The organism is Streptomyces sp. NBC_01669, from assembly GCF_026339735.1.
In the GTDB taxonomy this organism is placed as follows: Bacteria; Actinomycetota; Actinomycetes; order Streptomycetales; family Streptomycetaceae; genus Streptomyces; species Streptomyces yanii.
In genome coordinates, this window is the sequence record NZ_JAPEQG010000001.1 from 5,140,243 (window position 1) to 5,166,127 (window position 25,885).

Genomic DNA, 25,885 nt, shown 5'->3' on the forward strand with positions numbered 1-25,885 from the left:
GTCACCTGTCGGCCTTCCCTACGCTGGGTTACGTGCAGCGCCTCTACGACTTCATCCGCAGACACCCGACGGGCGTCGACACCTTCTGGGCTGTCGTCCTCCTCGGTCTCTCCGGCGTTTCCGTGGTGGCCGACCCGAGCCGCGGATCGGAGCGGCTCCCCGCCGTGCCGATCATCATCGGTCTCTGCCTGGTCGTTGCGCTGCGCCGCCGGGCACCGGAGAAGATGCTGCTGCTCGCCGTCGCGATGGGCGTCGCGCAGCTGGTGTTCGGTGTCGGACCGAGCGTCGCGAACTTCGCCATGCTGGTGATCACCTTCACCGTGGCCACGGTCGGTGAGCGCTGGGCGTCCCGGCTCGCGCTGGTCTGCAGTCTCTGCGCGGCCGGTCTCTCACAGCTGCGCTGGCCGAACGAGCCGCACGGCAACTGGGCGCAGGAGGTCTTCGTCGTCATCGTCATGACGGTGCCGTTCGTGCTCGCCTGGGTGCTCGGCGACTCGATGCGGACCCGGCGGGCGTACTTCGACCAGTTGGAGGAGCGCGCCGCCCGTCTTGAGCGGGAGCGCGAGGCGCAGTCGAAGGTCGCGGTGGCCGCCGAGCGGGCCCGTATCGCCCGCGAACTGCACGATGTCGTCGCACACAACGTCTCCGTCATGGTGGTGCAGGCCGACGGCGCGGCGTACGTGATGGACGCGGCGCCCGACCAGGCCCGGCAGGCCCTGGAGACGATCTCCAGCACCGGCAGGCAGGCACTCGCCGAGATGCGTCGGCTGCTCGGCGTGCTGCGGACCGGCGACGCCCGGGAGAGCGGGGAGTACGTCCCGCAGCCCGACGTCGAGCAGATCGAGGACCTGATCGACCAGGTCAGGCAGACCGGCCTGGCAGTGGACTTCAAGATCGAGGGCACCCCGCGCCCGCTCCCCAGTGGGGTCGAGCTGACCGCGTACCGCATCGTGCAGGAGGCCCTGACCAACACCCGCAAGCACGGTGGCCCGGACGCCGGTGCGAGTGTGCGGCTGGTCTACTTCGACGACGGGCTCGGGCTATTGGTCGAGGACGACGGCCGGGGCGCCGCGCACGAACTGTACGAGGACGGCGGCGCCGACGGCGCGGGCCACGGGATGATCGGCATGCGGGAACGGGTCGGCATGGTCGGCGGCACACTCGACGCCGGGCCGCGCCCCGGCGGCGGTTTCCGGATCAGCGCGCTGCTGCCGCTCAAGCCCGCCCACTAGCCCACTGACCCTTGCTGGACAGGAACAGGAGACAAGAACCCTCATGGCGATCCGCGTGATGCTCGTCGACGACCAGGTGCTGCTGCGCACCGGTTTCCGGATGGTGCTCGCAGCCCAGCCGGACATGGAGGTCGTCGCCGAGGCCGGCGACGGCGCGGAGGCGATCGAGAACCTTCGTTCCACCGCCGTGGATGTGGTGCTGATGGACGTCCGCATGCCGAGGCTGGACGGCGTCGAGGCGACCCGGCGCATCTGTGACGGGCCCGATGCGCCCAAGGTGCTCATCCTGACCACGTTCGACCTCGACGAGTACGCCTTCTCCGGACTGAAGGCGGGGGCCAGCGGCTTCATGCTCAAGGACGTGCCGCCGGGCGAGCTGCTCGCCGCGATCCGTTCGGTGCACAGCGGAGACGCGGTCGTCGCCCCGTCCACCACGCGACGACTGCTCGACCGCTTCTCGCCCTTGCTGCCGAGCAGCGGCGACGAACCGCAGCACAAGGACATCGGCAAGCTCACCGAACGCGAACGCGAGGTGATGCTGCTGGTGGCGCAGGGCATGTCGAACGGCGAGATCGCGGCACGCCTGGTGCTGTCCGAGGCGACGGTGAAGACGCACGTCGGCCGCATCCTCACCAAGCTGAACCTGCGTGACCGGGTGCAGGTCGTCGTCCTCGCGTACGAGACGGGGCTGGTGCGGGCCGGCGGGGGCGGGGCGGGCTGACCGCATCGCGGTCCCTCCGCGGGACCCGACAGGCTCTCAGGCACAGGCGGCTGGACCGAGCCCACGGCGCCTGGTGCCGCTCACCGCAGCACACCCTCCAGGAAGTCGCTGCCGAGCCGGGCCACCACCGTCAGGTCCAGCTGGTGCAGTACGTAGCGGCCGCGGCGTCGCGTGGTCACCAGGCCGGCCTTCTTCAGTACCGAAAGATGCCGGGAGACCTCGGGCGCCGTGATGCTGTGCGAGTCGGCGAGTTCACCGGTGGTGTACGGGGAACGGGCGAGGTTGCGGCACAGGCGCATCCGCATGGGGTGGGCCAGCGCCTCCATCCGCAGCTGCAGGATCTCGACCGAGGCGGGGGACGGCAGTTCCGGGCGGTGCACCGGGTAGTGGATCACCGGGCGCCAGCCGGGTGCGTGCAGCACCATCAGATGCGGCCAGCCGAAGCTGGACGGGATGAGCGTCAGCCCGGCGCCGATGGACGGGTCGGTCGCGGTGGTCGAGCCCTCGGTCATCTTGTCGACGCTGATCCTGCTGCCGCTCTGGTCGAGCGAGAGCGCCGCGGACACCGCGCCCAGCGCCTCGCCGGTGCCCTTGCGGCGCAGCAGATCCGTCTTGTGCCGGGCGTCGGCGACCAGCTGCACCTGGACCCGGCGCCAGGTGTCCGCGAAGAACGCCTCGTCGCAGTCCTCGAGGAGGCGCCGGACCCAGCGGCGTACGGGGGCGGGGTCGGCCAGCAGCTGCTGGGTGAACTCCACCTGCCGCGGACCGCGCGCCGCCGCCATGTCCAGGGCGCGGGCGCGCATGCCCGGGTCGCTGAGCGGGGAGGGGGCGCCGATCCCGTACAGGCTGGCGCAGGTGAACTCCAGGGCGGAGGCGACGAACCGCTCGTCGTCCAGCCGGTCGAGGATGTCGAGGTCCTCGGCGAGCGTCGCCCCGGTCCTGCCGTCACCGCCGCGGACCCCGGCGAACGCCATGAAGACGTCCGAGAACGTGTTCCGCCACAGGAACTCGGCCTCGTGCAGCCGGTCGGCCAGGTCCGGCTCCAGCGCACTGCCGGTCGCCGTCGCCCAGCCGTGCAGGCCGGGGTGGTGCCCCGGCTCGGAGAGCGCATGCAGCGCGAGCCCCAGCTCGGCGAGGGGCGAGGTCTCGAAGACGATGCGTTCGGACGGCAGTCCCGCGATGTCGATGTTCACGCTCACCCCTCCATAGTGCGGGGTGCGGCGAGAGCGTCACGCGCCATTTGACGGTGGTCGTCAATCGACGGGCCGGACCCGCCGGAGCGGCCCACGCTGAGGTCATGGACGCGATGCAGCAGCACATGATCGACAGCTACCGCGCAGCTCAGCACGGGGAAGCGCCGCCGCCGCTGCCTGGCCGGCACGACTGGGAGGTCGTGCGGGAGGCCCGCGACGCCCGCCGCTTCGAAGCGGTGATCGAAGGCCGCCCGGCGAACCGCCGCTGGAGAACGGCCCTACGAGAACGCCTCACCCGCCGCCCGCCGGGCACCGTCGGCCGGTCCGGCAGCCCCGCCCGGCCCGGCAGTTCCGGCCCGTCCGGCGGGTGAGGACGGAACGGGTGCTCGGACGACCGGGGCGCCCGCCGGCCGGGGCGGTGGCCCCGGCGCCACCAGCCGGCCCGTCCGGTGCTTGAGGACGGAACGGCCCCGGACGCCCCGGCACCCGACAGGCCCTAAGCCAGCCGCCGCACGAATTCCCCCACCGCTTCGCGCACATCCCGTTTCGTCCACTCCAGTCCCGCCTCCGCCACCGTGACCTCCGTGTACGACATCCCGGGCGGCCCCGCGGCGGCCGGGTGCCACCTGCGGAAGAGTGCCACGCCCGTCTCCTCCGCCTGCCGCACTCCCGCCTCCGTCAGGACATCCGCCGGGTACGGCAGCCACACCTGGAACTGATGCGTGTGAGGCGGCTCCGGATGTACCTGGAACCACGGCACCGCGGACTCGGCGAACCCCTCGGCCAGCGCACCGGCCACCACCTTCGCCTGCGCCACGTACGAAGCCAGTTTCGGCAGCTCCCGTTCCAGACCGATCAGCGCGGCCAGCGCCGCCGGGAACTGCTGGAAGAGCTGCCCGCCGTACCGGTGACGCCAGGTGCGCGCCTCCTCGATCAGGGACTCGGGACCGGCGAGCGCCGCCCCCGACAGCCCGCCGAGGGTCTTGTAGAACGACACGTACACGCTGTCCGCCAGCGCCGCGATCTCCGGCAGCCCGCGTCCGAACCGGGGGGCGCACTCCCACAGCCTCGCGCCGTCCATGTGCACCACTGCATCACGTTCGCGCGCGGCCGCCACCACGCCCTCCAGCTCCTCCCACTCCGGCAGGACGAAACCGGCGTCGCGCAGCGGAAGCTCCAGCATCAGCGTGCCGAACGGTTCGGCGAAGTCGCGGATCTCCTCCGCGGTGGGCAGCCGCGGCGCGGACGTCGGGTGGACGGTACGCAGCCCGCTCACCACCCCCAGCGCGCCGCGCTCGTGCACCTCGGGGTGGGCGAGCGGGTGCAGCGCCACGGTCGGATTGCCGGTGCGCCCCGCCCAGCAGCGCAGGGCGACCTGCTGCGCCATCGTCCCGGTCGGGAAGAACGCAGCCGCCTCCATGCCCAGCAGCCCGGCGATCCGCGTCTCCAGTTGGGCGACGACGCCGTCCCCGTAGATGTCCGCGGGCTGGTCCGGGTCGGCGACGGACGCGGCGTGCGCGGCGAGGTCGGCCAGCTGCTCCCCGAGGGTGCGGTCGACCTGCGGCCGCGCAAGGACCCGCTCGGCCCGCCGCCAGGCGCCGAGCCGGCGAAGGCGCTCCGCCTGTTCGTCGTCCGGGGAGCCACCCCGTACCTCGTCCCGCACCTGCACCTGCTCATCCGTGTCTGCCATGGGACGATCATCACGCAGAACGCCGCCACCGCCCACACCGCTGCGCGGCCCCTGCCCCGTCGGCGATCCACGCGTTCGTCCACAGCCTGTGGACGGCCGGGGACCCGGACGAAACGCTGGCGTAGCATGCAGAGAAATCGTCCGGTACCCCCCGCGGACTGGAACGGAAGGCCATCGCCCGCGTGAACGCAACAACACCCAGGGAGCCCCTCGACGCGAGGGACCGCCCCGCCCGCCTCACCGTCGGCGTCGTGGGCGCGGGTCGCGTCGGCCCCGCCCTCGCCGCATCCCTGCAGCTCGCCGGACACCGCCCGGTCGCCGTCTCGGGTGTCTCCGACGCGTCCGTGCGCCGCGCCGCCACGCTTCTGCCCGACGTCCCCCTCGTGCAGCCCGCAGAGGTGCTCGCCCGCGCCGAGCTGGTGCTGCTGACCGTCCCCGACGACGCCCTGCCCGGCCTGGTCGAGGGCCTCGCCGAGACGGGCGCGGTCCGCCCGGGACAGCTGATCGTCCACACGTCGGGGCGCTACGGGACCCGGGTCCTGGACCCCGCACTGCGGGCCGGCGCCCTGCCGCTCGCCCTGCACCCGGCGATGACGTTCACCGGCACCGCTGTCGACGTACAGCGGCTGGCCGGCTGCTCCTTCGGAGTCACCGCCCCCGAGGAGCTGCGGCTCGCCGCCGAGGCGCTCGTCATCGAGATGGGCGGCGAGCCCGAATGGATCGCGGAGGAGTCCCGTCCGCTCTACCACGCGGCGCTCGCCCTCGGCGCGAACCACCTGGTCACCCTGGTCGCCCAGTCGATGGAGCTGCTGCGTACGGCAGGGGTTGCGGCCCCCGACCGGATGCTCGGCCCGCTCCTCGGCGCCGCACTCGACAACGCGCTGCGCTCCGGTGACAACGCGCTGACCGGCCCGGTGGCCCGCGGCGACGCAGGCACGGTCGCCGCGCACATCGGCGAGCTGCGCAGGCACGCCCCGCAGACCGTGGCCGGTTACCTCGCCATGGCCCGTGCGACCGCCGACCGGGCGCTCGCGCACGGCCTGCTCAAGCCGGAACTGGCGGAGGACCTGCTCGGCGTTCTGTCCGACGGTGCGACCGGTGCGGGCGGCGCGGGCAGCACCGGACCGGGAGGGAACCGATGAACACGACCGGAGCAACCGCGCTGCTGCGTACCGCGGCCGAACTCGACACGTTCGGCGCACGCAAGGGGCCGCGGGCCGTCGTCATGACGATGGGAGCCCTGCACGAGGGCCACGCCACCCTGATCCGTGCCGCACGCACCGCCGCGGGCCCGGACGGTCAGGTCGTCGTCACCGTCTTCGTCAACCCGCTGCAGTTCGGTGAGGCGGCGGACCTCGACCGCTACCCCCGTACCCTCGACGCCGATCTCGCCGTCGCGGGCGCGGCCGGCGCCGACGCCGTCTTCGCCCCGTCCGTCGACGAGGTCTACCCCGGCGGCGAACCGCAGGTCAGGATCGACGCGGGCCCGATGGGCGAGCGTCTGGAAGGTGCGTCCCGCCCGGGACACTTCGACGGGATGCTGACCGTCGTCGCCAAGATGCTGCACCTCACCCGCCCCGATGCCGCGTTCTTCGGACAGAAGGACGCCCAGCAGCTGGCGCTGGTCCGCCGCATGGTGCGCGATCTGAACTTCCCGGTGGAGATCGTCGGCGTGGAGACGGTCCGCGAGCCCGACGGACTCGCGCTCTCCAGCCGCAACCGTTTCCTCGACGCCGAGGAGCGCCGCACCGCCCTCGCTCTCTCCCGGGCCCTGTTCGCCGCCCGGGACCGGCTCGCCGCCCAGCAGGCGCTGCACGCCCGCGCGCAGACCACTACGGCGACGACGGGCCGGGCCGCCGCGCTCACCCGCCTCGGTGAGGTCCGCGCGGCCGCCGACACCCAGGCGGTGGCCTGGGCCCGGCCGGACGACGGACCCGCGGCGGTACGCGCCGCCGCGCGCACGATCCTCGACGACGCGGCCGCCGGGCAGCCCCCGCTCGCACTGGACTATCTGGCGCTCGTGGACCCGGCCGACTTCACCGAGATCCCCGATGACCGGACCACCGGTGACGCGATTCTCGCCGTTGCCGCGCGGGTGGGTATCACCCGACTCATCGACAACATCCCGCTGACCTTCGGAGCCGACACGTGACCGGAATACGGCTGACCGCCCCCGCCCCCGGCTGGGCCATCGACGCGGATGTCGTGGTGGTCGGCTCCGGCGTCGCCGGCCTCACCACCGCGCTGCGCTGTGCGGCCGCGGGCCTCGCCACCGTCGTCGTCACCAAGGCCCGCCTCGACGACGGCTCCACCCGCTGGGCGCAGGGCGGCATCGCGGCGGCGCTCGGCGAGGGCGACACCCCCGAACAGCACCTGGCCGACACCCTGGTCGCGGGCGCGGGGCTGTGCGACGAGTCCGCGGTGCGGGCCCTGGTCACCGAGGGCCCCGACGCCGTACGCCGCCTGATCGAGACCGGCGCGCACTTCGACACCACCGACACCGGCGACATCGCGCTCACCCGCGAGGGCGGCCACCACCGCCGCCGTATCGCCCACGCGGGCGGGGACGCGACGGGCGCCGAGATCTCCCGCGCCCTGGTCGAGGCGGTCCGCTCGGCCGCCCTCCACACCGTGGAGAACGCCCTGGTGCTGGACCTGCTGACGGACGCCGAAGGGCGTACCGCGGGCGTCACCCTGCACGTCATGGGCGAGGGCCAGCACGACGGCGTCGGCGCGGTCCACGCCCCCGCGGTGGTCCTTGCCACCGGCGGCATGGGCCAGGTCTTCTCCGCCACCACCAACCCGCCGGTCTCCACCGGCGACGGTGTCGCGCTCGCCCTGCGGGCCGGTGCGGAGGTCTCCGACCTCGAGTTCGTCCAGTTCCACCCGACGGTCCTCTTCCTCGGCGCGGACTCCGAGGGCCAGCAGCCCCTCGTATCGGAAGCGGTACGGGGTGAGGGCGCCCACCTCGTCGACGCGTCCGGTACGCGGTTCATGGTCGGACAGCACGAACTGGCGGAGCTGGCGCCCCGCGACATCGTCGCCAAGGCCGTCACCCGTCAGATGCAGCTGCACGGCACCGAGCACATGTATCTCGACGCCCGTCACTTCGGCGCCGAGATGTGGGAGCAGCGGTTCCCCACGATCCTGGCGGCCTGCCGCGCCCACGGCATCGACCCGATCACCGAACCCGTCCCGGTGGCGCCCGCCGCGCACTACGCCTCCGGCGGCATCCGCACCGACCTGCGCGGCCGGACGACGGTCCCGGGTCTGTACGCGTGCGGAGAGGTCGCCTGCACGGGTGTGCACGGCGCGAACCGGCTGGCGTCCAACTCGCTCCTGGAGGGGCTGGTCTTCGCCGAACGCATCGCTGCGGACATCGTCGCGAACGGTCCGCGCACCGTGCAGGCACCGGCCTCCGAAATCCCGGCCGCGGGACTCCCCGCCCCCTCCCCGCTCCTTGCCCCCGAGGTGCGGCCGCAGATCCAGCGGATCATGACCCAGGGCGCCGGAGTCCTCCGTTCCGCCGCAAGCCTCGCCACCGCCGCCGACGAGCTGGAGGCCCTGCACCGCAGCGCCGCCGTCGACGCCGAGGCGGCCGAGCCCAAGGTCGCGGTGCCCGGCGTCGAGGCATGGGAGGCCACCAACCTCCTCCTCGTCTCGCGCGTCCTGGTCGCTGCCGCCCGGGAGCGCGAGGAGACCCGCGGCTGCCACTGGCGCGAGGACCGGCCCGAGCACGACGACGAGACCTGGCGCCGCCACCTCGTCGTCCGGCTCACCCCCGACCGGCAGCTGGTCCTGGCCCGTACGGAGTCCGAGGCATTCCCGCCCGTACGCGCGACGGGGGCACCAGACTGCGCAGCAGCACCCACGAACCACCCCACTCCCGAGGAGCCGTAACCGTGAGCACGCCCGAAGAGAATCCGCGCCCCACACCCGTGGACGTACCGCTGATCCAGATCGGCGCGCCCGTACCGGCCGCGGGCGGCTGCGGGGACGCCTGCGGCTGCGGCGGGGAGGAAGGCTACGAGCTGGACCCCCTGGAGTGCGGTCTCGACCCCGACCTCGCCCAGCTGCTCGCCGACGCGGGCCTCGACCCGGTCCAGGTCGAGGACATCGCGCACGTCGCCATCGAGGAGGACCTCGACGGCGGTGTGGACGTCACGACCGTCGCCACGGTCTCCGAGGAGGCCATGGCCACCGGTGACTTCACCGCCCGCGAGGCCGGTGTCGTCGCAGGTCTGCGCGTCGCCGAGGCCGTCCTCTCCATCGTCTGCACGGCCGAGTTCGAGGTCGAGCGCCATGTCGAGGACGGCGACCGTGTCGCTCCCGGTCAGAAGCTGCTGACCGTCACCACCCGCACCCGTGACCTGCTCACCGGCGAGCGCAGCGCGCTCAACCTGCTCTGCAGGCTCTCCGGCATCGCGACCGCCACCCGCGCCTGGGCCGACGTGCTCGAAGGCACGAAGACGAAGGTCCGCGACACCCGCAAGACCACCCCGGGCCTGCGCGCCCTGGAGAAGTACGCGGTGCGCTGCGGCGGCGGCGTCAACCACCGGATGTCTCTCTCCGACGCCGCACTGGTCAAGGACAACCACGTCATCGCGGCGGGCGGCGTCGCCGAGGCGTTCAAGCGGGTGCGGGACGAGTTCCCGGACGTACCGATCGAGGTCGAGGTCGACACCCTGGACCAGGTCCGCGAGGTCCTGGAGGCGGGCGCCGACCTGATCCTGCTGGACAACTTCACCCCGTCCCGGACCGAGGAGGCCGTCGCGCTCGTCGGCGGCCGCGCGGTCCTGGAGTCCTCCGGCCGGCTCACCCTCGACACCGCCGGTGCCTACGCCGCCGCAGGCGTCGACTACCTGGCCGTCGGCGCGCTCACCCACTCCTCGCCGATCCTCGACATCGGCCTGGACTTCCGCGACACCGACGGGGCCGGCGTCTGATGCTGCTCACCATCGACGTCGGCAACACCCACACCGTCCTGGGCCTGTTCGACGGTGAGGAGATCGTCGAGCACTGGCGGATCTCCACCGACGCCCGCCGCACCGCAGACGAGCTCGCGGTGCTGCTCAACGGCCTGATGGGCATGCACCCGCTGCTCGGCGAGGAGCTGGGCGACGGCATCGAGGGCATCGCGATCTGCTCCACGGTCCCGGCCGTCCTGCACGAGCTGCGCGAGGTCACCCGCCGCTACTACGGCGACGTGCCCGCCGTGCTCGTCGAGCCGGGCATCAAGACGGGCGTCCCGATCCTGATGGACAACCCGAAGGAGGTCGGCGCGGACCGCATCATCAATGCGGTCGCGGCCGTCGATCTCTACGGCGGCCCGGCGATCGTCGTCGACTTCGGCACGGCCACCACCTTCGACGCGGTCTCCGCCCGGGGCGAGTACGCGGGCGGGGTCATCGCCCCCGGCATCGAGATCTCGGTCGAGGCGCTCGGCGTGAAGGGCGCCCAGCTGCGCAAGATCGAGCTGGCCCGGCCGCGCAGCGTGATCGGCAAGAACACGGTCGAGGCCATGCAGGCGGGGATCGTGTACGGCTTCGCGGGCCAGGTCGACGGCGTCGTCGAGCGCATGAAGAAGGAGCTGGCGGCAGACCCGGACGACGTCACCGTCATCGCGACCGGCGGCCTTGCTCCGATGGTGTTGGGGGAGTCCTCCGTCATCGATGAGCACGAGCCCTGGCTCACGCTCATCGGGCTGCGACTGGTGTACGAGCGCAACATCGCCCGGATGTAGGTCACGCGCCGGGTACCTGCGGGAACGGCGCGGCGGTGCGAAGACTGCCGCCGCGCCGCCGTCGCCCAGCTAAACGGATTTTGTCCATTTAGCACGTATTGTCGCGTTATGCCCACGCCTTACGGATCACGCGGCGGTATGGCGTTCAGCGCGGACGAGCTGCGTGTGCTCCGACGCGCCCTCGCCAACGCCCTCCGCCCCGCGCCCCTGCCCGACGAGGACGTCCAGGACTGCCTGCGGCTCGCGAGCTCCCTGGACGAGGCGGTCGGGGAGGCGGGACGGCTGCGCGCGTTCCTCCTCGCCGACCTCGTCCGCTACCGCGACGCCCTGCCAGGCTCGGTCACCCGCTATCTGGAGCTGCTCCAGGATGCCCTGGCCGCCGGATACGACCCTCGCCCGGAGGATCTGGCGGCCCTGCGCACCCAACGGGGCAGACCGGTTGCCGCAGCGCTCCTGGAACGCTGCCACGTGCTCGCCGAGCGGTCGGTGCGGGCCCGTCTCGCCGGACGCGCCGTCCCCACGACAGCGCCGGCGCCGCGCAGCCGCCTGCTCGCCCTGCCCGGCGGCCGGGCCGCGGCCGCGGAGCCCGAAAAGCCGAAGGCCCCGGCAGCACCGGCCCGTCCGGTGCCGCCGTCCGAGCGCCCAGCCCCGAAGCCCTCGGAAGTCTTCCCGCCCCGCCGTCGGCCCGTCCCGCCCCCGCAACAGCGCGCCGCGGGGTAGCCACGCCGGACGACGGAGGGGTCGCGCGGAAGTCCGTACCGGGATCGCTACTCTGGATCCCATGGACTACGTATCCGCGCTCGTGCCCCCCGTGGTGATGGCCGCCTTCTTCATCGGCCTCGTCGTGACGATCGTCAAGAGCCAGGGCGGCCCGAACAAGGCCAAGGAGGACGCGGCCGTGGACTCGGCGCTCAGCCGCGCCGAGGCGGGGCAGCAGGCACCGCGGACCGAGGGCGTCTGACCGGTACGGCGCGTACCGCACCTCGCGTACCGCATGAAGGGCGTGCGGCTCATCAGGAGCCGCACGCCCTTTTGTTGCGTAAATAACCGCCCATTCCAGACATCTAGCACTAAGGTGACGCTGTGCCTCGCCAATTGGGAGAGCTGGAAGACGCCGTGATGACACGGGTCTGGCAATGGAACCGTCCGGTCACCGTGCGGGAAGTCCTTGAGGACCTTCAGAAGGAACGGTCCATCGCGTACACGACCGTCATGACGGTAATGGACAATCTCCATCAGAAGGGCTGGGTGCGCAGGGAAGTCGAAGGCCGCGCATATCGATATACGGCGGTCTCCACCCGCGCCGCCTACTCGGCCGCACTGATGAACGAAGCCTGGTCCCACAGCGACAACCCCGCCGCCGCGCTTGTCGCCTTCTTCGGCATGATGTCCGCCGAGCAGCGGGAAGCTCTCAGTGACGCGATGCGGATCGTATCGCCGGAGCTGCCGGAGGCCGGCGATCGCCCGTCCGATGACGCGGACACGGAGTCCGGGCGATAGCGTCTGGGCATGTCCTCAGAGCTTCCGCATACCGATTTCCGTACCGAACCGTCGGTTATAAACGCAGCCATCACCGTCCGGCGTGCCCGGACGAGCGATGTGCCCTCGGTCCGCCGTCTCCTCGACGGGTACGTACGCGAAGGCATCCTGCTCGACAAAGCAACGGTGACGCTTTACGAGGACATCCAGGAGTTCTGGATCGCGGAACGCGACGAGGACGCCCGGGTCATCGGCTGCGGCGCACTCCATGTGATGTGGGAAGACCTCGCCGAAGTCCGTACTCTCGCGGTCGATCACAGCATCAAGGGCGCCGGAGTGGGGCATCAAGTGCTGGACAAGCTGTTGCAGACCGCCCGCTGGCTGGGTGTGCGCCGGGTTTTCTGTCTCACCTTCGAAGTCGACTTCTTCGCCAAGCACGGCTTCGTGGAGATCGGAGAGACGCCGGTCGACACAGATGTCTACAGCGAGCTGCTGCGTTCCTATGACGAGGGCGTAGCAGAGTTCCTCGGTCTCGAACGAGTGAAGCCGAACACCTTGGGCAACAGCCGGATGCTTCTGCACCTGTGACCGTCGGAAGACGCCGGAACCCTATGTCCGAATCGCGCATGTTTCCCGTGTTCTTGCGCTCCTGAACCTCTCCCAGGGGTTTGTGTTTTCCGGGGAAAAGCGGTTTCCTTTCCGCGTACTGCATTTTCGATGAAAGGAAATCCGGTGGCACAGAAGGTTCAGGTCCTTCTTGTCGATGACCTCGACGGTGGCGAGGCGGACGAGACGGTGACGTTCGCTCTGGATGGCAAGACGTACGAGATTGACCTCACCACGACCAACGCGGACAAGCTCCGTGGTCTTCTTGAGCCGTACACCAAGGGTGGCCGGCGTACCGGCGGCCGTGCCGGGGCGGGTCGTGGCAAGGGCCGCGCCGTTACCGGTGGCAACAAGGACACTGCTGAGATCCGTAAGTGGGCGCGCGAGAACGGTCACAATGTGAATGACCGTGGTCGTGTTCCGGCAGACATCCGCGAGGCTTACGAGAAGGCCAACGGCTGAACTGCCGACCGACCCGTCGGCACTCCCTTTGCCGACAGCTCCGCTGTCGGCTGCACCGTTGTCGTTCGCCCCGTCCGGGCATGCATCAACCGGGCCCGGTGGCATTCCGTCGCCACCGCGTCCACGAGCCGTACGAGATCGGGAGCATCCCCACCCCTGCTCCCGAGGCCGGCGAGGGCCGGGAGCTCCGGCTTCCCCTCGTGCCGCAGCTCGGGGGGCCGCAGCCATGCGGCGGCCCCCGGCGAGCCAGGAGCCCAGCCGGGCGGCGTCGGCGCGATGATCCGCCCGCCCGTACCGACGGCGGTCAGTGCGAGGGAGACCCCGCCCCACTCCAGCCAGTCGAGCAGCCCCGGCAGCTCGTCGGCGCTCCCCGCGGCCACCAGCAGCCCCATGGTCCGCCCCGTCAGCGCCACGGGTCCGGTGCGCCCCACTCGCCGCAGCGCCGCGTACCCCGCGGCCGCAGGCAGCTCCAGGACGTCGAACCGCAGCCCGGTCGGCAACCGCACCGGAGCGGTCCCTTCCGTCGGCCAGCCGAGTTCGTGCTCGTACCACCACGCACAGTCACTCTTGCGCTCGTCGGCGAGCGCTGCGCGTGGGGGCGGGACGGTAAGGGTCATGTCCGGAGAACTGTCGGACCGCCCCAAGAGTTACGCAGAGTCGGCGACCGTGTGCGCAACGTGTCCATGGTGGGGGCGTACGAGCGCATTTCCGCGCGCAAGGATGTTCGCCCATAGCGGAGGGAACCGGCGCGCGCCGCATGGACTGTCTGTAATTGCGGGTAAGAACATCCCTAGTGGGGAGGGGCGACACGCAGCTCGGCACGTCTCACGTTCGCCATCGGCGTACTGGCGATAGGGGTATCTGCCTGGCCTGCGGGAACATCGTCTCGCACCATCGGGTTGGAGCAGTTGTCGGCGTTCGGGGCAGGAGGCCAAGGACGAGTGTCGGCAGTTGGAATGAGCGGTCCCCGCTTGCGGGACTAAGCTGCGGAAGGACAGGGAGGGGACCGACCCCTTACTGCCTGACCGCTCTGAGGAGCGATTAACGATGTTCGAGAGGTTCACCGACCGCGCGCGGCGGGTTGTCGTCCTGGCTCAGGAAGAAGCCCGGATGCTCAACCACAACTACATCGGCACCGAGCACATCCTCCTGGGCCTTATCCATGAGGGTGAGGGTGTCGCCGCTAAGGCCCTGGAGAGCCTCGGGATTTCGCTCGAGGCGGTCCGCCAGCAGGTGGAGGAGATCATCGGTCAGGGCCAGCAGGCCCCGTCCGGGCACATCCCCTTCACCCCCCGAGCCAAGAAGGTCCTGGAGCTGTCGCTCCGCGAGGCTCTTCAGCTTGGCCACAACTACATCGGCACCGAGCACATCCTGCTCGGCCTGATCCGCGAGGGCGAGGGCGTCGCCGCCCAGGTCCTCGTGAAGCTGGGCGCCGACCTGAACCGGGTGCGGCAGCAGGTCATCCAGCTGCTCTCCGGGTACTCGGGAGGCAAGGAGGCGGCCACCGCAGGCGGTCCCGCGGAGGGCACGCCCTCCACGTCCCTGGTGCTCGACCAGTTCGGCCGGAACCTCACCCAGGCCGCTCGCGAATCCAAGCTCGACCCGGTCATCGGGCGCGAGAAGGAGATCGAGCGGGTCATGCAGGTGCTGTCCCGTCGTACCAAGAACAACCCGGTCCTCATCGGCGAGCCCGGCGTCGGCAAGACGGCGGTCGTCGAGGGCCTGGCGCAGGCCATCGTCAAGGGCGAGGTGCCCGAGACCCTCAAGGACAAGCACCTCTACACCCTCGACCTCGGTGCGCTGGTCGCCGGTTCCCGCTACCGCGGTGACTTCGAGGAGCGCCTGAAGAAGGTCCTCAAGGAGATCCGCACCCGCGGCGACATCATCCTGTTCATCGACGAGCTCCACACCCTCGTGGGTGCGGGCGCCGCCGAGGGCGCGATCGACGCAGCGAGCATCCTCAAGCCCATGCTGGCGCGAGGTGAGCTCCAGACGATCGGTGCGACGACGCTCGACGAGTACCGCAAGCACCTGGAGAAGGACGCCGCTCTTGAGCGCCGCTTCCAGCCCATCCAGGTCGCGGAGCCGTCGCTGCCGCACACCATCGAGATCCTCAAGGGTCTGCGCGACCGCTACGAGGCCCACCACCGCGTCTCCATCACGGACGAGGCGCTGGTCCAGGCCGCGACGCTGGCCGACCGCTACATCTCGGACCGCTTCCTGCCGGACAAGGCGATCGACCTGATCGACGAGGCCGGTTCCCGGATGCGTATCCGCCGGATGACCGCGCCGCCGGACCTCCGCGAGTTCGACGAGAAGATCGCGGGTGTCCGCCGCGACAAGGAGTCGGCCATCGACTCCCAGGACTTCGAGAAGGCGGCTTCCCTCCGCGACAAGGAGAAGCAGCTGCTGGCGGCGAAGGCCAAGCGGGAGAAGGAGTGGAAGGCCGGCGACATGGACGTCGTCGCCGAGGTCGACGGCGAGCTCATCGCCGAAGTCCTGGCCACCGCCACCGGCATCCCGGTCTTCAAGCTGACGGAGGAGGAGTCCTCCCGACTGCTGCGCATGGAGGACGAGCTCCACAAGCGCGTCATCGGCCAGAAGGACGCCATCAAGGCCCTCTCGCAGGCGATCCGCCGTACGCGAGCCGGTCTGAAGGACCCGAAGCGCCCCGGTGGCTCGTTCATCTTCGCCGGTCCGTCCGGTGTCGGTAAGACCGAGCTCTCCAAGACGCTCGCCGAATTCCTCTTCGGTGACGAGGACGCGCTGATCTCCCTCGACATGTCGGAGTTCAGCGAGAAGCACACGGTTTCCCGTCTCTTCGGTTCTCCCCCCGGTTACGTGGGTTACGAAGAGGGTGGCCAGCTCACCGAGAAGGTGCGCCGCAAGCCGTTCTCCGTCGTCCTCTTCGACGAGGTCGAGAAGGCCCACCCCGATATCTTCAATTCCCTGCTCCAGATTCTGGAAGACGGTCGCCTGACCGACTCCCAGGGCCGGGTCGTGGACTTCAAGAACACGGTCATCATCATGACGACCAACCTCGGGACCCGGGACATCTCCAAGGGCTTCAACCTGGGCTTCGCCGCCCAGGGCGACGTCAAGACCGGCTACGAGCGGATGAAGAACAAGGTCAACGAAGAGCTCAAGCAGCACTTCCGGCCGGAGTTCCTCAACCGTGTCGACGACACGGTCGTCTTCCACCAGCTCACCGAGGAAGACATCATCCAGATCGTCGACCTCATGATCGCCAAGGTGGACGAGCGCCTGAAGGACCGCGACATGGGCATCGAGCTCAGCGCGGAAGCCAAGTCGCTCCTGGCCAAGAAGGGCTACGACCCCGTGATGGGCGCCCGGCCGCTGCGCCGGACGATCCAGCGCGAGATCGAGGACATCCTCTCCGAGAAGATCCTCTTCGGTGAGCTGCGCCCCGGTCACATCGTGGTCGTCGGCACCGAGGGCGAGGGTGAGGAGAAGAAGTTCACCTTCCGCGGCGAGGAGAAGTCGGCGCTGCCCGACGTCCCGCCGATCGAGCAGGCGGCAGGCGGCGCCGGCCCGAACCTGACGAAGGACGTGTAAGGGCGCGCTGAGCGTCTGAGCATTCGAAGGGGCTGCCCCGGACCGTTTCGTACGGTTCCGGGGCAGCCCCTTCGCTGTGCCGTCACCTGTGCACGATGAGCCCTTCGCCGTCGATGATCTGCGAACCGCCGATGACGTCCACCCGGAGGCCGGGCAGGGCTTCGAGCGGGGACAGATCGATGAGCCCCTCGCGTGCGGCCCGGGCGAGCAGGAGCGACTCCAATGCGGGAAAGGTATGGGGGATCTGCTCCAGTGCGTCCTCGCCCGTGGTGAAGCGGAGCACCAGGTCCCACTCGGAGCGCTGGATGTGTGGGAAGCCGGTGATCTCGCAGGCGGAGAGTGCCTGGTCGCTGGAGAGGACGCCGATCCGTACGGGTTCGACCGGGATAACCGGGGCTGTGGTCAGGAGCAGGGGGCGTCGAGGTCGTGGTCGATCCAGGCGACCTGCGCGGTGCGGAGATTCGGCAGATCGGGGTGGGCGACGACGGCCCGGTTGCCGCCCTTGATCACGTGGACGCAGGGTCAGCACCAGCCGGTCGGTGAGCAGGGCTCGCCGGTCGTGGTGTCGCGCGGTTTCAGGTGAGGGAGACCTTGTGGGTGCGGCCCGTCGCACGGGACGCGTCGGCGCTCGTCTCCGCCGCCCAGGCCTTCACCTTGCCGCCGCCCTTGACCTCCTTGCGGAGTTCGAGGGTGAACTCCATCTGGATGTCGCTGAGTTCGAAGGCCACGGGGCGGCCGGTGGCGCGGCTCGCGGCGTCGATGAGCTGGTTGCGGATGGACTCGACTGCGTCTGCGAGCTCGATGCCGTCCATGGCGCCCGTGTCAGTGCTGTCGCTGGTCATGGCTGTGCCCCGGGAGCTGAGCGGCTGCCGTGACAGCGTAGTCAGGTTGCATGCCGAAGGTCCCGAATCGGACGGTCTTCGGTCCCGTCGCCGGTGACAAGCAGCACACCCCCATTCGGCCTTACTACGAGGCATAGGAGACGGGACGTGATCGCGGACGGGTTCCTCGCCCCGCAGCGGAACGGGACCTTCGGCGCGACGGAAGGGGAGGCCCGAAACGCGGAAACTTGTCCGTTTCAGGCGGTTTGGAGCTGGGGTTAAACCTGTCCGGCCGAGGAGATTCGGCCGAGTTGTGTGTCGAGGGTCCGGGACCCGTGACAGCGGGTTCCCTGGGCCCCGAATACGGCTTTTCTTCGTAGATGGGGTATTTGAGCACAGGCGGGGTGGCGGGTTACCAAGGGATGGCCAGCCCGGCGGACAAGCCGGGTTCACTCACATCCGGAGGGCCTCCGCATATGTCGAAGCGCGTTACGTTCCAGCACTCCCGCCGCCCGTCCATGTCCCGTGTCCGTGGCGCCGTGGTGGCAGCCGGCCTGGGGACGTCGATGGTTCTCGGCGCGGGCGCTGCGTTCGCGGCCGCCCCGGCGAGCGCCCCCGGCACCGCGACCCTGATCAGCACCACCGCGGCCGACTCGGTCGCCGAGCAGGCGGCCGCGCAGGGCAAGGCGGCCGCTGCGGCGAAGCAGGCCGAGCGCAGCTCCGCCAAGGAAGCCGCCGCCAAGGCCGCCTCCTGGGTGACGCCGGTCCGCCAGTACACGCTGAGCGCCTGCTTCGGCACCGACGGCAGCCGCTGGGCTCACAAGCACTCCGGCCAGGACTTCGCCGTGCCGATCGGGACCACGGTCAAGGCCGCGCACTCCGGCACCGTCGTGAAGGCCGGCCCGAACGGTGGCGGCGACGGTCCCGCGTACGGCAACGCCATCGTGATCAAGCACGGCAACGGCACGTACTCGCAGTACGCGCACCTGTCGCGCATCGATGTGCGCATAGGCCAGACCGTGAGCACGGGCGAGAAGATCGCCCTGTCCGGCAACACCGGTAACTCCAGCGGCCCGCACCTGCACTTCGAGATCCGTCACACCGCCAACTACGGTTCGGCGATCAACCCGGTCTCGTTCCTGCACCAGCAGGGCGTCGCGGTCTGACCCGACCTGACGACCGCACCGCGGCCCGGATCCCGCTCGTGCCCCTCCCGGCACTAACTCGCGGGGCCCGGGCCGTGGGCTTGGGTGATCAGATCGAAGGCGACTTCGAGGACGGCTTTGCGCTTGTCCTCGGGGTCACCGTCGAAGTCCTTGAGGGCGAACATGCCCGCGTGCAGTGCGAAGAGTGCGGTGAAGCAGCGCACCTGGTCGGTCAGCGGCGCGTCAGGTTCCTTGATCAGATCGACGAGGGCCACGACGCGGCCCTTGATGGTCTCCCCGATGCTGAGATCCCGTATGGTCGCCTGGTTCTCCTGCATGAACCGGAAGAGCGGTGCCGCCGCGGCCAGTGCCTCGCTGTAGCGGACCAGGAGCTCCTTCTTCGTCTCCAGGGTGCGCGGCTGTTCCTTGCCCCAGGCGATCAGCTCCTCGACGGGCCGGTTGAGGTCCTCGAAGATGCTGATGAGAATGTCTTCCTTGGTCTTGAAGTGGTAGTACAGCGCCGCCTTGGTGACGTCCAGCTTCTCGGAGATCTCGCGCAGCGAGGTCTTCTCGTAGCCCTGCCCGGCGAAGAGCTCCAGGGCAACGTCCTGGATCCGCTGGCGCGTATTGCCCCGCCGCGGCTGCGGTGTGCTGCCCATGGTGCGCTCCCCAAAAACTTACTTGACGCCCGGCTAGTTACGGGTCTACTTTCCCCAGTGTAGTCAACTAGCCGGGCGGCAAGTAAGGGCCCGGCTAACAGGGGATCAGGGGAGTTGGGAACCATGTCGGACCTGAAGAAGGCGGCGGACGGGAAGCCGGGCGGCAGAGCAGTCGAGAAGACTGCCGACGAGCCGCCCGCCGCACCCGAACCGCAGCAGCGCAGCGTCCGGGTGGTGATGCTCGCTCTGATGATCACCATGCTGCTGGCCATGCTCGACAACCTGATCGTCGGCACCGCCATGCCGACCATCGTCGGTGATCTCGGAGGCCTGGAGCATCTGTCCTGGGTCGTCACCGCGTACACCCTGGCCACTGCGGCCTCGACCCCGATCTGGGGCAAGCTCGGCGACATGTACGGACGCAAGGGCATCTTCCTCACGTCCATCGTGCTCTTCCTGATCGGCTCCGTACTGAGCGGCATGGCCCAGGACATGGGCCAGCTGATCGGCTTCCGCGCGATCCAGGGGCTCGGCGCGGGCGGCCTGATGGTCGGCGTCATGGCCATCATCGGCGACCTGGTGCCGCCCCGCGAGCGTGGCAAGTACCAGGGGCTGATGGCCGGTGTGATGGCGATCGCCATGATCGGCGGACCGCTGGTCGGCGGCACCATCACGGACCACCTCGGCTGGCGCTGGAGCTTCTACATCAACCTGCCGCTGGGCGCCGTCGCCCTCGCCATGGTCACCGCCGTGCTGCACCTGCCGAACAAGAAGCGCACCAAGGCGAAGGTCGACTACCTCGGCGCCGGACTGCTGACCGTCGGCATCACCGCGATCGTGCTGGTCACCACCTGGGGCGGTTCGGAGTACGCCTGGGACTCCGCCGTGATCATGGAGCTCATCGCGATCGGTGTCGTCTCGCTCGTCGGCTTCCTCTTCGTCGAGACGAAGGCTGCAGAACCGATCATTCCGCTGCACATCTTCCGCAACCTCAACTTCACACTGATGTCGGTCGTCGGCTTCATGTCCGGCTTCGTGATGTTCGGAGCGGTACTCTTCCTGCCGCTGTTCCAGCAGTCCGTCCAGGGTGCGTCCGCGACCAACTCCGGTCTGCTGCTCCTGCCGATGCTGCTGTCGATGATGGTCGTCTCGCTGATCGCCGGACGGGTCACGACCAGCAGCGGCAAGTACAAGATCTTCCCCATCATCGGCTCCATCCTGATGGTGGCCGGCCTGTTCCTGCTCTCGCAGATGGACACCGGCACCACCCGCCTCACCTCCGGCATCTACATGGCGGTCCTCGGCGCGGGCATGGGCTTCCTGATGCAGATCACGATGCTCGTCGCGCAGAACAGCGTCGAGCTGAAGGACATGGGCGTCGCCTCCTCCGCGACCACCCTCTTCCGTACGCTCGGCAGCTCCTTCGGCGTCGCGATCATGGGTGCGCTGTTCACCGGACGGGTACAGGACGAAATGGCGGCCCGCGGCGGCGGAGCAGCCACCTCGAAGTCCGCGCAGCTGGACGCGGCGAGCCTGGCGAAGCTGCCGGACGCGGTGCGTGAGGCGTACCAGTTCGCGGTGTCGTCCGGCACGCACATCGCCTTCCTGGTCGGCGCGTCGGTCGGTGTGATCGCGCTGGTGGCGGCGGTGTTCGTCAAGGAGGTACCGCTGCGGGGGGCGGGCCCGGAGGCCAAGGCCGAGCCCCGCTGAGAGCGGCGTGGAGGCACCGGAGTCGGTGGCCGACGCCAAGCAGAGCGAGAACGTCTGACCCGACAGTGACCAGGGGCCCTGGGGCGTGCGGACAGCGCGCCCCAGGGCCCCTTCGTCGCTGCCCGGCCGGATCAGCTGCCGAACGGTGCGCCGTCCGACGGCGCGACCGCCCGCGAGCTCCCGGGCCGGCGCTGTTCGGCGAGGTGCAGGATCGGGAAGCTGCCGGTGTTCGTCGGGGCGTGCTCCGGCAGCCACAGCACGGCGATCGCCCCGCCGGTTCCCTCCGCCGCGCCCTGCGGCGCCGCGTTGCGGAACGTCAGCCGGGCGCCGAGCACCCGGGCCTGACCGGCCGCGATCGTCAGCCCCAGGCCGTGACCGCGCCCGGAGCGGTCGCTGCTTCCGGTACGGAACCGGCTCGGGCCCTCGCGCAGCAGCGCCTCCGGGAAACCGGGCCCGTGGTCGCGGATGCGCACCACCCGGCCCTCGACCGTGACCTCCACCGGAGTGGAGCCGTGCTTCGCGGCGTTCCCCAGCAGATTGCCGAGGATGCGCTCCAGCCGGCGCGGATCGGTGTTGGCCCATGACTCGTGCACCACCTGGACCCGCACATCGGGGTCCAGCAGCGCGATCCGGCGGCTGACGAACTCACCGAGCGCGATCTCCTGGAGCTCGGCACGCTCCGACGCACTGTCCAGCCTGGCCACCTCCAGCACGTCCTCGACGAGCGTGCGCATGGCCTGCGCCCTGTCCCGTACGAGCTCGGTGGGGCGGCCCGGCGGCAGCAGCTCGGCGGCGGTCAGCAGCCCGGTCACGGGGGTGCGCAGCTCGTGCGCGATGTCCGCGGTGACCCGGCGCTCCGCCTCGATCCGTTCGTTCAGCGCGTCCGTCAGGGCATCTACCGCGCGGGCCAGCTCGTCGGTCTCGTCCCGTATGACCCCGCCGATGGCCTCCCGGACCCGTACCTCCGTATGGCCCTGCGCAACCTTGCCGGCCGCGGCCGCCGCCTTGCGCAGCCTGCGCGACAGCTGTCCGCCGATCAGCACGCCCAGCGCGCAGCCACCGAAGACCACCGAGACGGAGCCGATGATCAACGCCCGGTCGAGATCGCCCATGATCGTGGCGGAACGGTCCGCGAAGCGGGTGTGGAGGGACAGCACGTCGCCATTGGCCAGCGGCACTGCGGCCCACACATCGGGCACCCCGTTCCCGTACTCGTCGACATGCGTGGCGCGCCGGTTCTTACGGGTCTCCTCCCGCAGGCTCCGTGGCATCGTCGGGTCGTTGAGCTTGGCGCCGAACTTGGGATCGGCCTTCTTCGTCTTCGTCGCCTCGTACAGCAGCTGCGCGTACGTCAGCCGCTCCAGCTGCACCTCACGGGCGTTCTCCAGCATCGAGACGCGGGCGGCGTTGTGGACGACGAGGCTCAACGCCACGGCGATGAGCGCGCCCACTGCGGCGATCGCGATACTGATCTTCCAGCGGACCCCCGTCCGCAGTGCCATCCGCTTCATGGCTTGAGTTTGTAGCCGAAACCGCGGACCGTCTCGATCCGGTCCTGCCCGATCTTGGTACGCAGCCGCTGTACATGGACATCCACGACCCGGGTGTCTCCTCCCCAGCCGTAGTCCCAGACCCGTTCGAGCAGTTTGTCGCGCGAGAGCACCGTGCCGGGCGCGGACGAGAACTCCAGCAGCAGCCGCATCTCGGTCGGGGTCAGCGCCACCTGCGCGCCGCCCTTGCGTACTTCCATGCCCTCGGTGTCGACCTCCAGGTCGCCGAAGACCAGCACCCCGCCGACGGGCTCGGACTCCGCCTCCGCACTGCCCGGCTGTCCGCCCGACGCATGGCCGAAGCGGCGCAGTACGGCTCGGATCCTGGCGACGAGAACAGCCCCGTCGAACGGCTTGGTGACGTAGTCGTCGGCGCCGGCCTCCAGGCCGAGCACCACATCGATGGAATCGGCGCGGGCGGACAACATGATCACGGGCACGGTCGACTCGTCGCGAATGCGACGGCACAGACTGACCCCGTCCAGGCCCGGCACCATCACGTCGAGCAGGGCGATGTCCGGCCGGTCGGCCCGGAACGCCTCCAGACCGGAGAGGCCGTCGGGCATCGCGGTGACCGCGAAGCCATCACGCTCCAGCGCCAGCTGGGTGGCCTCGCGGATGACATCGTCGTCCTCGACGAACAGGACGTGGGTCTCGGCCATCGACTGCTCTCAGTTCTTCGTCGGTTCCGTGGGCTCCGGGAATTCCCCTTCCCCGTTGCCGACGGCTCTGTTGAAGTCGTTGTGCACCCGGTCGTGCTCGGCGAACCGGTTATCGGCCCAGCGGTACGTGACCACTTCCTCGCCCGACGGGTACGCGACCGAGTCCTTCTTCTCGTACACCTGGGTCGTCACGACCAGATCGCCCCGGTCGATGGTGCCGTAGACCGCGGGCTGCTCGGTGGTGAAGATGTTCTTGTACGTGCCGTTGCTCTGCCGGTGGTACACGTAGGTGCCGACGCCCACCGCGTCGCCGCAGGTCATCACGTTCACCACGACGTCCGGCGCGGAGCCGCCCGTCAGCCTGCCGTACGAGGAGTCGACCGGGTACTCGCTGCCCGTGCAGGGCTTCAGGTCCGTCCTGACCCGCTCGCTCACCCGGGAGTCCCGCTTGACCAGCTGGACGGGATCGACCCGCGGGGTGGGCTTCGCCCTGGACGGCGCGGTGGCCGACGGCGTGACCTGGGCGACCGGCTGGGTGCCTGCCGGGCCCTCGTCACGGGTGCCCGTACCACCGGTGGAACAGCTGACGGTGAGCAGTGCCAGAGCGGCGAGCCCCACCAGTGTCGTACCGCTCGCCGCCCACCCGGTCAGCCGGCGACCATCGCTGCGGGTCGCCCCGCATCGGCCGGTCGCCGTGTCCCCGGCGGTGGTACCACTACTGCCGGTCGCCGTGTCCCCGTGTTCACCGCTGCCTGTCAGGCCGCGCACCGCTCCCGCCCCCGTTCGTCATGACGCCGGTCCGCCTGTCCGCGGAGCTGCGCCCCTGCCCGTGCACGCTGCGCGGCACCGGTGGCCGGAGCCCGGTCGCCCGCCGTGTGGCCCTGGGCCTCACGGATCCTGGCTTCCCTGCTCATGGCCTCGCGGCTCTCCAGTTCCTGGCGCAGCCGAGCCAGCGCACGGTGCAGCGTGCTCTTCACCGTACCGGCCGACATACCGAGCGCCGCGGCTGTCTCCTCCGTGCTCATCTGCTCCCAGTGTCGCAGCACGACGACGCTGCGCTGCTTGGGAGCCAGCACACCCAGGACGTCCATCAGAAGAGCACGGTCGGCGCGCTGCTCGGTGCCGTCCTCGATGCAGGCGTCGGGCAGCTGCTCGGTGGGCACCTCCTCCAGCTTGCGGGCCCGCCACCACTCCGTACGGGTGTTGATCATGACGCGGCGCAGGTAGGCATCGGCCAGGGACTTGTCGGCGATGCCGTCCCAGCGGCCGAAGGTACGGGCCAGGGCTGTCTGCAGCAGGTCCTGCGCGTCCACCGGGTCGGGGACCAGGCGGCGCGCACTGCGCAGCAGAGCGTCCTGCCGGGTGCGTACGTACTCTTCGAATTCGAGCACCTCGCCCTGCGCCATTCCAACCGCCTCCGTCCCCGTCGATCCCCGTTTGACCTCTGCCGGCCCACTGGTGCGTGGGCTGACGGTCGGAGACGTTACGGAGCGGTTGTCACGGCGCTGTGCGGAGCAGCCATACGCCGACGCACGGCTGTCCATCGGTTGTGTAACAGCGGTGGAAGAGCCTTCCTGCTCTGTTCCCAGGGGGTTGTCCCGTCATCCCTGACGGGCGCGCCAGGGATGACGGGACAACCCTCAGCTCTGCGGAAGCCGGTACTGGCCGCCCGGGAGCGGTTCGACCAGGCCGTCGGCGACCAGACCGTCCAGCGCCCGTGCCCGTTGCACCGGCTCGTCCCACACGGTGTCCAGTGCCGCCTGCGACACCGGGGTCACCGCCTCACGCAGAACGGCGAGCAACCGTCCACGCACCTGCCGGTCCGTACCGGCGTAGGTCTGACCGCGGCGCGGAGGCCCCTCGTGCGCGGGCTTCCCGGCCAGCCGCCAGGCGCACTGTGTCGCGATCGGGCATTGCGTGCAGTCCTCGTTCTTGGCGGTGCAGACGAGCGCACCGAGTTCCATCGTGGCTGCCGCCCAGCGGGCCGCTCGTTCGTCCTCGTCGGGGAGGAGCGCGCGGGCGAGTTTCCGCTCGGCGGCGGTGGTCGCGTTCGGCGGGTACTGAATGCCGGTCGCGGCCCGGGCGAACACCCGGCGGACGTTCGTATCGAGTACGGGATGCCGCTGCCCGTACGCGAACGAGGCCACGGCCGCCGCTGTGTACTCACCGATCCCGGGCAGTGCGAGCAGCTGGCCGTGCTCGCTCGGCACGTCGCCGCCGTGCCGTTCCGTTATTGCCTGCGCGGCGCCGTGCAACCGCAGCGCACGCCGCGGGTAACCGAGCCGGCCCCATGCCCGGACCGCTTCACCGGGCGGCTCGGCGGCCAGGTCGGCTGGGCGCGGCCAGCGGGCCAGCCACTGTTCGTACACCGGGATGACCCGGCTGACGGGGGTCTGCTGCAGCATGAACTCGCTCACCATCACACCCCAGGCGCCCGCCTCGGGGCGGCGCCAGGGAAGATCGCGGGCGTGCTGGTCGAACCACCCGATCACGGGAGCGTGGAGGGATGTGGGGGGCGTCTGTGTCGCAGTCATGGCAGTCATCGCATGTCGATCCTGACACGGAAGGGCAGGCGATGGTCATGGTCACGGTGGTGTCGCCCCGCTTGGGGGCTCTTGGGGTGATAACGCCACCCG

General features: G+C 70.3%; 26 protein-coding genes and 1 pseudogene. 16 read left to right on the forward strand and 11 right to left on the reverse strand.

Annotated features, from left to right (window positions below; genetic code table 11):
* Nucleotides 1-32 precede the first annotated feature (32 nt).
* Together OG972_RS23060 and OG972_RS23065 are read left to right on the forward strand one after the other, a co-directional pair.
* Complete coding sequence (locus OG972_RS23060; RefSeq protein ID WP_266984366.1) at nt 33-1,232, forward strand: sensor histidine kinase; 1,200 nt, start codon at nt 33-35, stop codon at nt 1,230-1,232.
* Nucleotides 1,233-1,275: 43 nt separating this feature from the next.
* Nucleotides 1,276-1,953, forward strand: coding sequence for a response regulator transcription factor (locus OG972_RS23065; RefSeq protein ID WP_266984367.1), 678 nt, complete (start codon nt 1,276-1,278; stop codon nt 1,951-1,953).
* Nucleotides 1,954-2,033: 80 nt separating this feature from the next.
* Here OG972_RS23065 and OG972_RS23070 read toward each other — a convergent pair whose 3' ends face one another.
* Nucleotides 2,034-3,146 carry a DUF5937 family protein gene (locus OG972_RS23070; protein WP_266990668.1) on the reverse strand — a complete coding sequence of 371 codons (1,113 nt, stop codon included), beginning with the start codon at nt 3,144-3,146 and terminating at the stop codon, nt 2,034-2,036.
* Between the two features lie 104 nt (nt 3,147-3,250).
* Between OG972_RS23070 and OG972_RS23075 the strand changes: the two genes are divergently transcribed.
* Nucleotides 3,251-3,517: a hypothetical protein gene (locus OG972_RS23075; protein ID WP_266984369.1), complete on the forward strand. Its 267-nt coding sequence runs from the start codon at nt 3,251-3,253 to the stop codon at nt 3,515-3,517.
* 125 nt (nt 3,518-3,642) lie between these two features.
* Here the strand turns inward: OG972_RS23075 and OG972_RS23080 are convergent, their stop codons facing one another.
* Nucleotides 3,643-4,836 (reverse strand): low specificity L-threonine aldolase, encoded by a 1,194-nt coding sequence (locus OG972_RS23080; RefSeq protein ID WP_266984370.1) that lies wholly within the window; start codon nt 4,834-4,836, stop codon nt 3,643-3,645.
* 182 nt (nt 4,837-5,018) lie between these two features.
* Here OG972_RS23080 and OG972_RS23085 point away from each other — a divergent pair, with 182 nt between their 5' ends.
* The 10 genes from OG972_RS23085 to OG972_RS23130 all read left to right on the forward strand — a co-directional run bounded on the left by OG972_RS23085 (nt 5,019) and on the right by OG972_RS23130 (nt 13,126).
* On the forward strand, nt 5,019-5,978 hold the full coding sequence (locus OG972_RS23085; RefSeq protein WP_266984372.1) for a Rossmann-like and DUF2520 domain-containing protein: 960 nt from the start codon (nt 5,019-5,021) through the stop codon (nt 5,976-5,978).
* Nucleotides 5,975-6,988 carry a pantoate--beta-alanine ligase gene (gene panC / locus OG972_RS23090; protein ID WP_266984374.1) on the forward strand — a complete coding sequence of 338 codons (1,014 nt, stop codon included), beginning with the start codon at nt 5,975-5,977 and terminating at the stop codon, nt 6,986-6,988. Before OG972_RS23085 ends, panC begins: the two co-directional genes overlap by 4 nt.
* Nucleotides 6,985-8,736 carry an L-aspartate oxidase gene (locus OG972_RS23095; RefSeq protein WP_266984376.1) on the forward strand — a complete coding sequence of 584 codons (1,752 nt, stop codon included), beginning with the start codon at nt 6,985-6,987 and terminating at the stop codon, nt 8,734-8,736. The genes panC and OG972_RS23095 overlap by 4 nt, the downstream gene beginning before the upstream one ends.
* 2 nt (nt 8,737-8,738) lie before the next feature.
* Complete coding sequence (nadC, locus tag OG972_RS23100; RefSeq protein ID WP_266984378.1) at nt 8,739-9,782, forward strand: carboxylating nicotinate-nucleotide diphosphorylase; 1,044 nt, start codon at nt 8,739-8,741, stop codon at nt 9,780-9,782.
* Complete coding sequence (locus OG972_RS23105; RefSeq protein WP_266984380.1) at nt 9,782-10,579, forward strand: type III pantothenate kinase; 798 nt, start codon at nt 9,782-9,784, stop codon at nt 10,577-10,579. Before nadC ends, OG972_RS23105 begins: the two co-directional genes overlap by 1 nt.
* A gap of 138 nt (nt 10,580-10,717) precedes the next feature.
* Nucleotides 10,718-11,299: a hypothetical protein gene (locus OG972_RS23110; RefSeq protein WP_266990670.1), complete on the forward strand. Its 582-nt coding sequence runs from the start codon at nt 10,718-10,720 to the stop codon at nt 11,297-11,299.
* A 61-nt stretch (nt 11,300-11,360) separates the two neighbouring features.
* Nucleotides 11,361-11,540: a hypothetical protein gene (locus tag OG972_RS23115; RefSeq protein WP_266984381.1), complete on the forward strand. Its 180-nt coding sequence runs from the start codon at nt 11,361-11,363 to the stop codon at nt 11,538-11,540.
* Nucleotides 11,541-11,662: 122 nt separating this feature from the next.
* Nucleotides 11,663-12,079 (forward strand): BlaI/MecI/CopY family transcriptional regulator, encoded by a 417-nt coding sequence (locus OG972_RS23120; RefSeq protein WP_266984383.1) that lies wholly within the window; start codon nt 11,663-11,665, stop codon nt 12,077-12,079.
* 9 nt (nt 12,080-12,088) lie between these two features.
* Nucleotides 12,089-12,646: an amino-acid N-acetyltransferase gene (locus tag OG972_RS23125; RefSeq protein ID WP_266984385.1), complete on the forward strand. Its 558-nt coding sequence runs from the start codon at nt 12,089-12,091 to the stop codon at nt 12,644-12,646.
* Between the two features lie 144 nt (nt 12,647-12,790).
* A complete protein-coding gene (locus OG972_RS23130) occupies nt 12,791-13,126 on the forward strand; it encodes an Lsr2 family protein (RefSeq protein WP_266984387.1) in 336 nt (111 codons plus the stop codon).
* On the opposite strand, the gene OG972_RS23135 is transcribed toward OG972_RS23130, so the two are convergent.
* Nucleotides 13,105-13,743 carry an SCO3374 family protein gene (locus OG972_RS23135; protein ID WP_266984389.1) on the reverse strand — a complete coding sequence of 213 codons (639 nt, stop codon included), beginning with the start codon at nt 13,741-13,743 and terminating at the stop codon, nt 13,105-13,107. The genes OG972_RS23130 and OG972_RS23135 overlap by 22 nt on opposite strands.
* A 430-nt stretch (nt 13,744-14,173) precedes the next feature.
* Here OG972_RS23135 and OG972_RS23140 point away from each other — a divergent pair, with 430 nt between their 5' ends.
* Nucleotides 14,174-16,702 carry an ATP-dependent Clp protease ATP-binding subunit gene (locus OG972_RS23140; RefSeq protein ID WP_266984391.1) on the forward strand — a complete coding sequence of 843 codons (2,529 nt, stop codon included), beginning with the start codon at nt 14,174-14,176 and terminating at the stop codon, nt 16,700-16,702.
* 82 nt (nt 16,703-16,784) lie between these two features.
* Here OG972_RS23140 and OG972_RS23145 read toward each other — a convergent pair whose 3' ends face one another.
* Both OG972_RS23145 and OG972_RS23150 read right to left on the reverse strand, forming a co-directional pair.
* On the reverse strand, nt 16,785-16,985 hold the full coding sequence (locus tag OG972_RS23145) for a hypothetical protein (RefSeq protein WP_266984393.1): 201 nt from the start codon (nt 16,983-16,985) through the stop codon (nt 16,785-16,787).
* Between the two features lie 295 nt (nt 16,986-17,280).
* A pseudogene (locus tag OG972_RS23150) lies at nt 17,281-17,544 on the reverse strand (trypco2 family protein); the annotation flags it as partial.
* 455 nt (nt 17,545-17,999) lie between these two features.
* Between OG972_RS23150 and OG972_RS23155 the strand changes: the two are divergent.
* Nucleotides 18,000-18,689, forward strand: a complete 690-nt coding sequence (locus OG972_RS23155; RefSeq protein WP_266984395.1) for a M23 family metallopeptidase — start codon at nt 18,000-18,002, stop codon at nt 18,687-18,689.
* Between the two features lie 53 nt (nt 18,690-18,742).
* On the opposite strand, the gene OG972_RS23160 is transcribed toward OG972_RS23155, so the two are convergent.
* Entirely contained in the window at nt 18,743-19,327 is a 585-nt protein-coding gene (locus OG972_RS23160; RefSeq protein WP_266984397.1) for a TetR/AcrR family transcriptional regulator, read from the reverse strand.
* Between the two features lie 123 nt (nt 19,328-19,450).
* Between OG972_RS23160 and OG972_RS23165 the strand changes: the two genes are divergently transcribed.
* On the forward strand, nt 19,451-21,037 hold the full coding sequence (locus OG972_RS23165) for an MDR family MFS transporter (protein WP_266984398.1): 1,587 nt from the start codon (nt 19,451-19,453) through the stop codon (nt 21,035-21,037).
* 131 nt (nt 21,038-21,168) lie between these two features.
* On the opposite strand, the gene cseC is transcribed toward OG972_RS23165, so the two are convergent.
* The 5 genes from cseC to OG972_RS23190 form a co-directional block, all read right to left on the reverse strand.
* Nucleotides 21,169-22,548 carry a two-component system sensor histidine kinase CseC gene (gene cseC / locus OG972_RS23170; protein WP_266984399.1) on the reverse strand — a complete coding sequence of 460 codons (1,380 nt, stop codon included), beginning with the start codon at nt 22,546-22,548 and terminating at the stop codon, nt 21,169-21,171.
* Complete coding sequence (gene cseB, locus OG972_RS23175) at nt 22,545-23,249, reverse strand: two-component system response regulator CseB (protein WP_266984401.1); 705 nt, start codon at nt 23,247-23,249, stop codon at nt 22,545-22,547. Before cseB ends, cseC begins: the two co-directional genes overlap by 4 nt.
* A gap of 9 nt (nt 23,250-23,258) precedes the next feature.
* The gene (locus OG972_RS23180; protein ID WP_266990672.1) at nt 23,259-23,900 is read right to left on the reverse strand and encodes a hypothetical protein; all 642 of its coding nucleotides are present in this window, start codon (nt 23,898-23,900) and stop codon (nt 23,259-23,261) included.
* Between the two features lie 104 nt (nt 23,901-24,004).
* The gene (locus tag OG972_RS23185; protein WP_266984403.1) at nt 24,005-24,655 is read right to left on the reverse strand and encodes a SigE family RNA polymerase sigma factor; all 651 of its coding nucleotides are present in this window, start codon (nt 24,653-24,655) and stop codon (nt 24,005-24,007) included.
* A gap of 234 nt (nt 24,656-24,889) precedes the next feature.
* Nucleotides 24,890-25,792: an A/G-specific adenine glycosylase gene (locus OG972_RS23190; protein ID WP_266984405.1), complete on the reverse strand. Its 903-nt coding sequence runs from the start codon at nt 25,790-25,792 to the stop codon at nt 24,890-24,892.
* Between the last annotated feature and the right edge of the window lie 93 nt (nt 25,793-25,885).

What these genes read in the sequence shown, in the direction of transcription:
- OG972_RS23065 (WP_266984367.1), top strand. Translation starts at nt 1,276, where the DNA reads ATGGCGATCCGCGTGATGCTCGTCGACGACCAGGTGCTGCTGCGCACC.
- OG972_RS23075 (WP_266984369.1), top strand. Translation starts at nt 3,251, where the DNA reads ATGGACGCGATGCAGCAGCACATGATCGACAGCTACCGCGCAGCTCAG.
- OG972_RS23080 (WP_266984370.1), bottom strand. Translation starts at nt 4,836, where the DNA reads ATGGCAGACACGGATGAGCAGGTGCAGGTGCGGGACGAGGTACGGGGT.
- panC (WP_266984374.1), top strand. Translation starts at nt 5,975, where the DNA reads ATGAACACGACCGGAGCAACCGCGCTGCTGCGTACCGCGGCCGAACTC.
- OG972_RS23105 (WP_266984380.1), top strand. Translation starts at nt 9,782, where the DNA reads ATGCTGCTCACCATCGACGTCGGCAACACCCACACCGTCCTGGGCCTG.
- OG972_RS23110 (WP_266990670.1), top strand. Translation starts at nt 10,718, where the DNA reads ATGGCGTTCAGCGCGGACGAGCTGCGTGTGCTCCGACGCGCCCTCGCC.
- OG972_RS23115 (WP_266984381.1), top strand. Translation starts at nt 11,361, where the DNA reads ATGGACTACGTATCCGCGCTCGTGCCCCCCGTGGTGATGGCCGCCTTC.
- OG972_RS23125 (WP_266984385.1), top strand. Translation starts at nt 12,089, where the DNA reads ATGTCCTCAGAGCTTCCGCATACCGATTTCCGTACCGAACCGTCGGTT.
- OG972_RS23135 (WP_266984389.1), bottom strand. Translation starts at nt 13,743, where the DNA reads ATGACCCTTACCGTCCCGCCCCCACGCGCAGCGCTCGCCGACGAGCGC.
- OG972_RS23140 (WP_266984391.1), top strand. Translation starts at nt 14,174, where the DNA reads ATGTTCGAGAGGTTCACCGACCGCGCGCGGCGGGTTGTCGTCCTGGCT.
- OG972_RS23155 (WP_266984395.1), top strand. Translation starts at nt 18,000, where the DNA reads ATGTCGAAGCGCGTTACGTTCCAGCACTCCCGCCGCCCGTCCATGTCC.
- OG972_RS23160 (WP_266984397.1), bottom strand. Translation starts at nt 19,327, where the DNA reads ATGGGCAGCACACCGCAGCCGCGGCGGGGCAATACGCGCCAGCGGATC.
- OG972_RS23165 (WP_266984398.1), top strand. Translation starts at nt 19,451, where the DNA reads ATGTCGGACCTGAAGAAGGCGGCGGACGGGAAGCCGGGCGGCAGAGCA.
- cseC (WP_266984399.1), bottom strand. Translation starts at nt 22,548, where the DNA reads ATGAAGCGGATGGCACTGCGGACGGGGGTCCGCTGGAAGATCAGTATC.
- cseB (WP_266984401.1), bottom strand. Translation starts at nt 23,249, where the DNA reads ATGGCCGAGACCCACGTCCTGTTCGTCGAGGACGACGATGTCATCCGC.
- OG972_RS23185 (WP_266984403.1), bottom strand. Translation starts at nt 24,655, where the DNA reads ATGGCGCAGGGCGAGGTGCTCGAATTCGAAGAGTACGTACGCACCCGG.
- OG972_RS23190 (WP_266984405.1), bottom strand. Translation starts at nt 25,792, where the DNA reads ATGACTGCCATGACTGCGACACAGACGCCCCCCACATCCCTCCACGCT.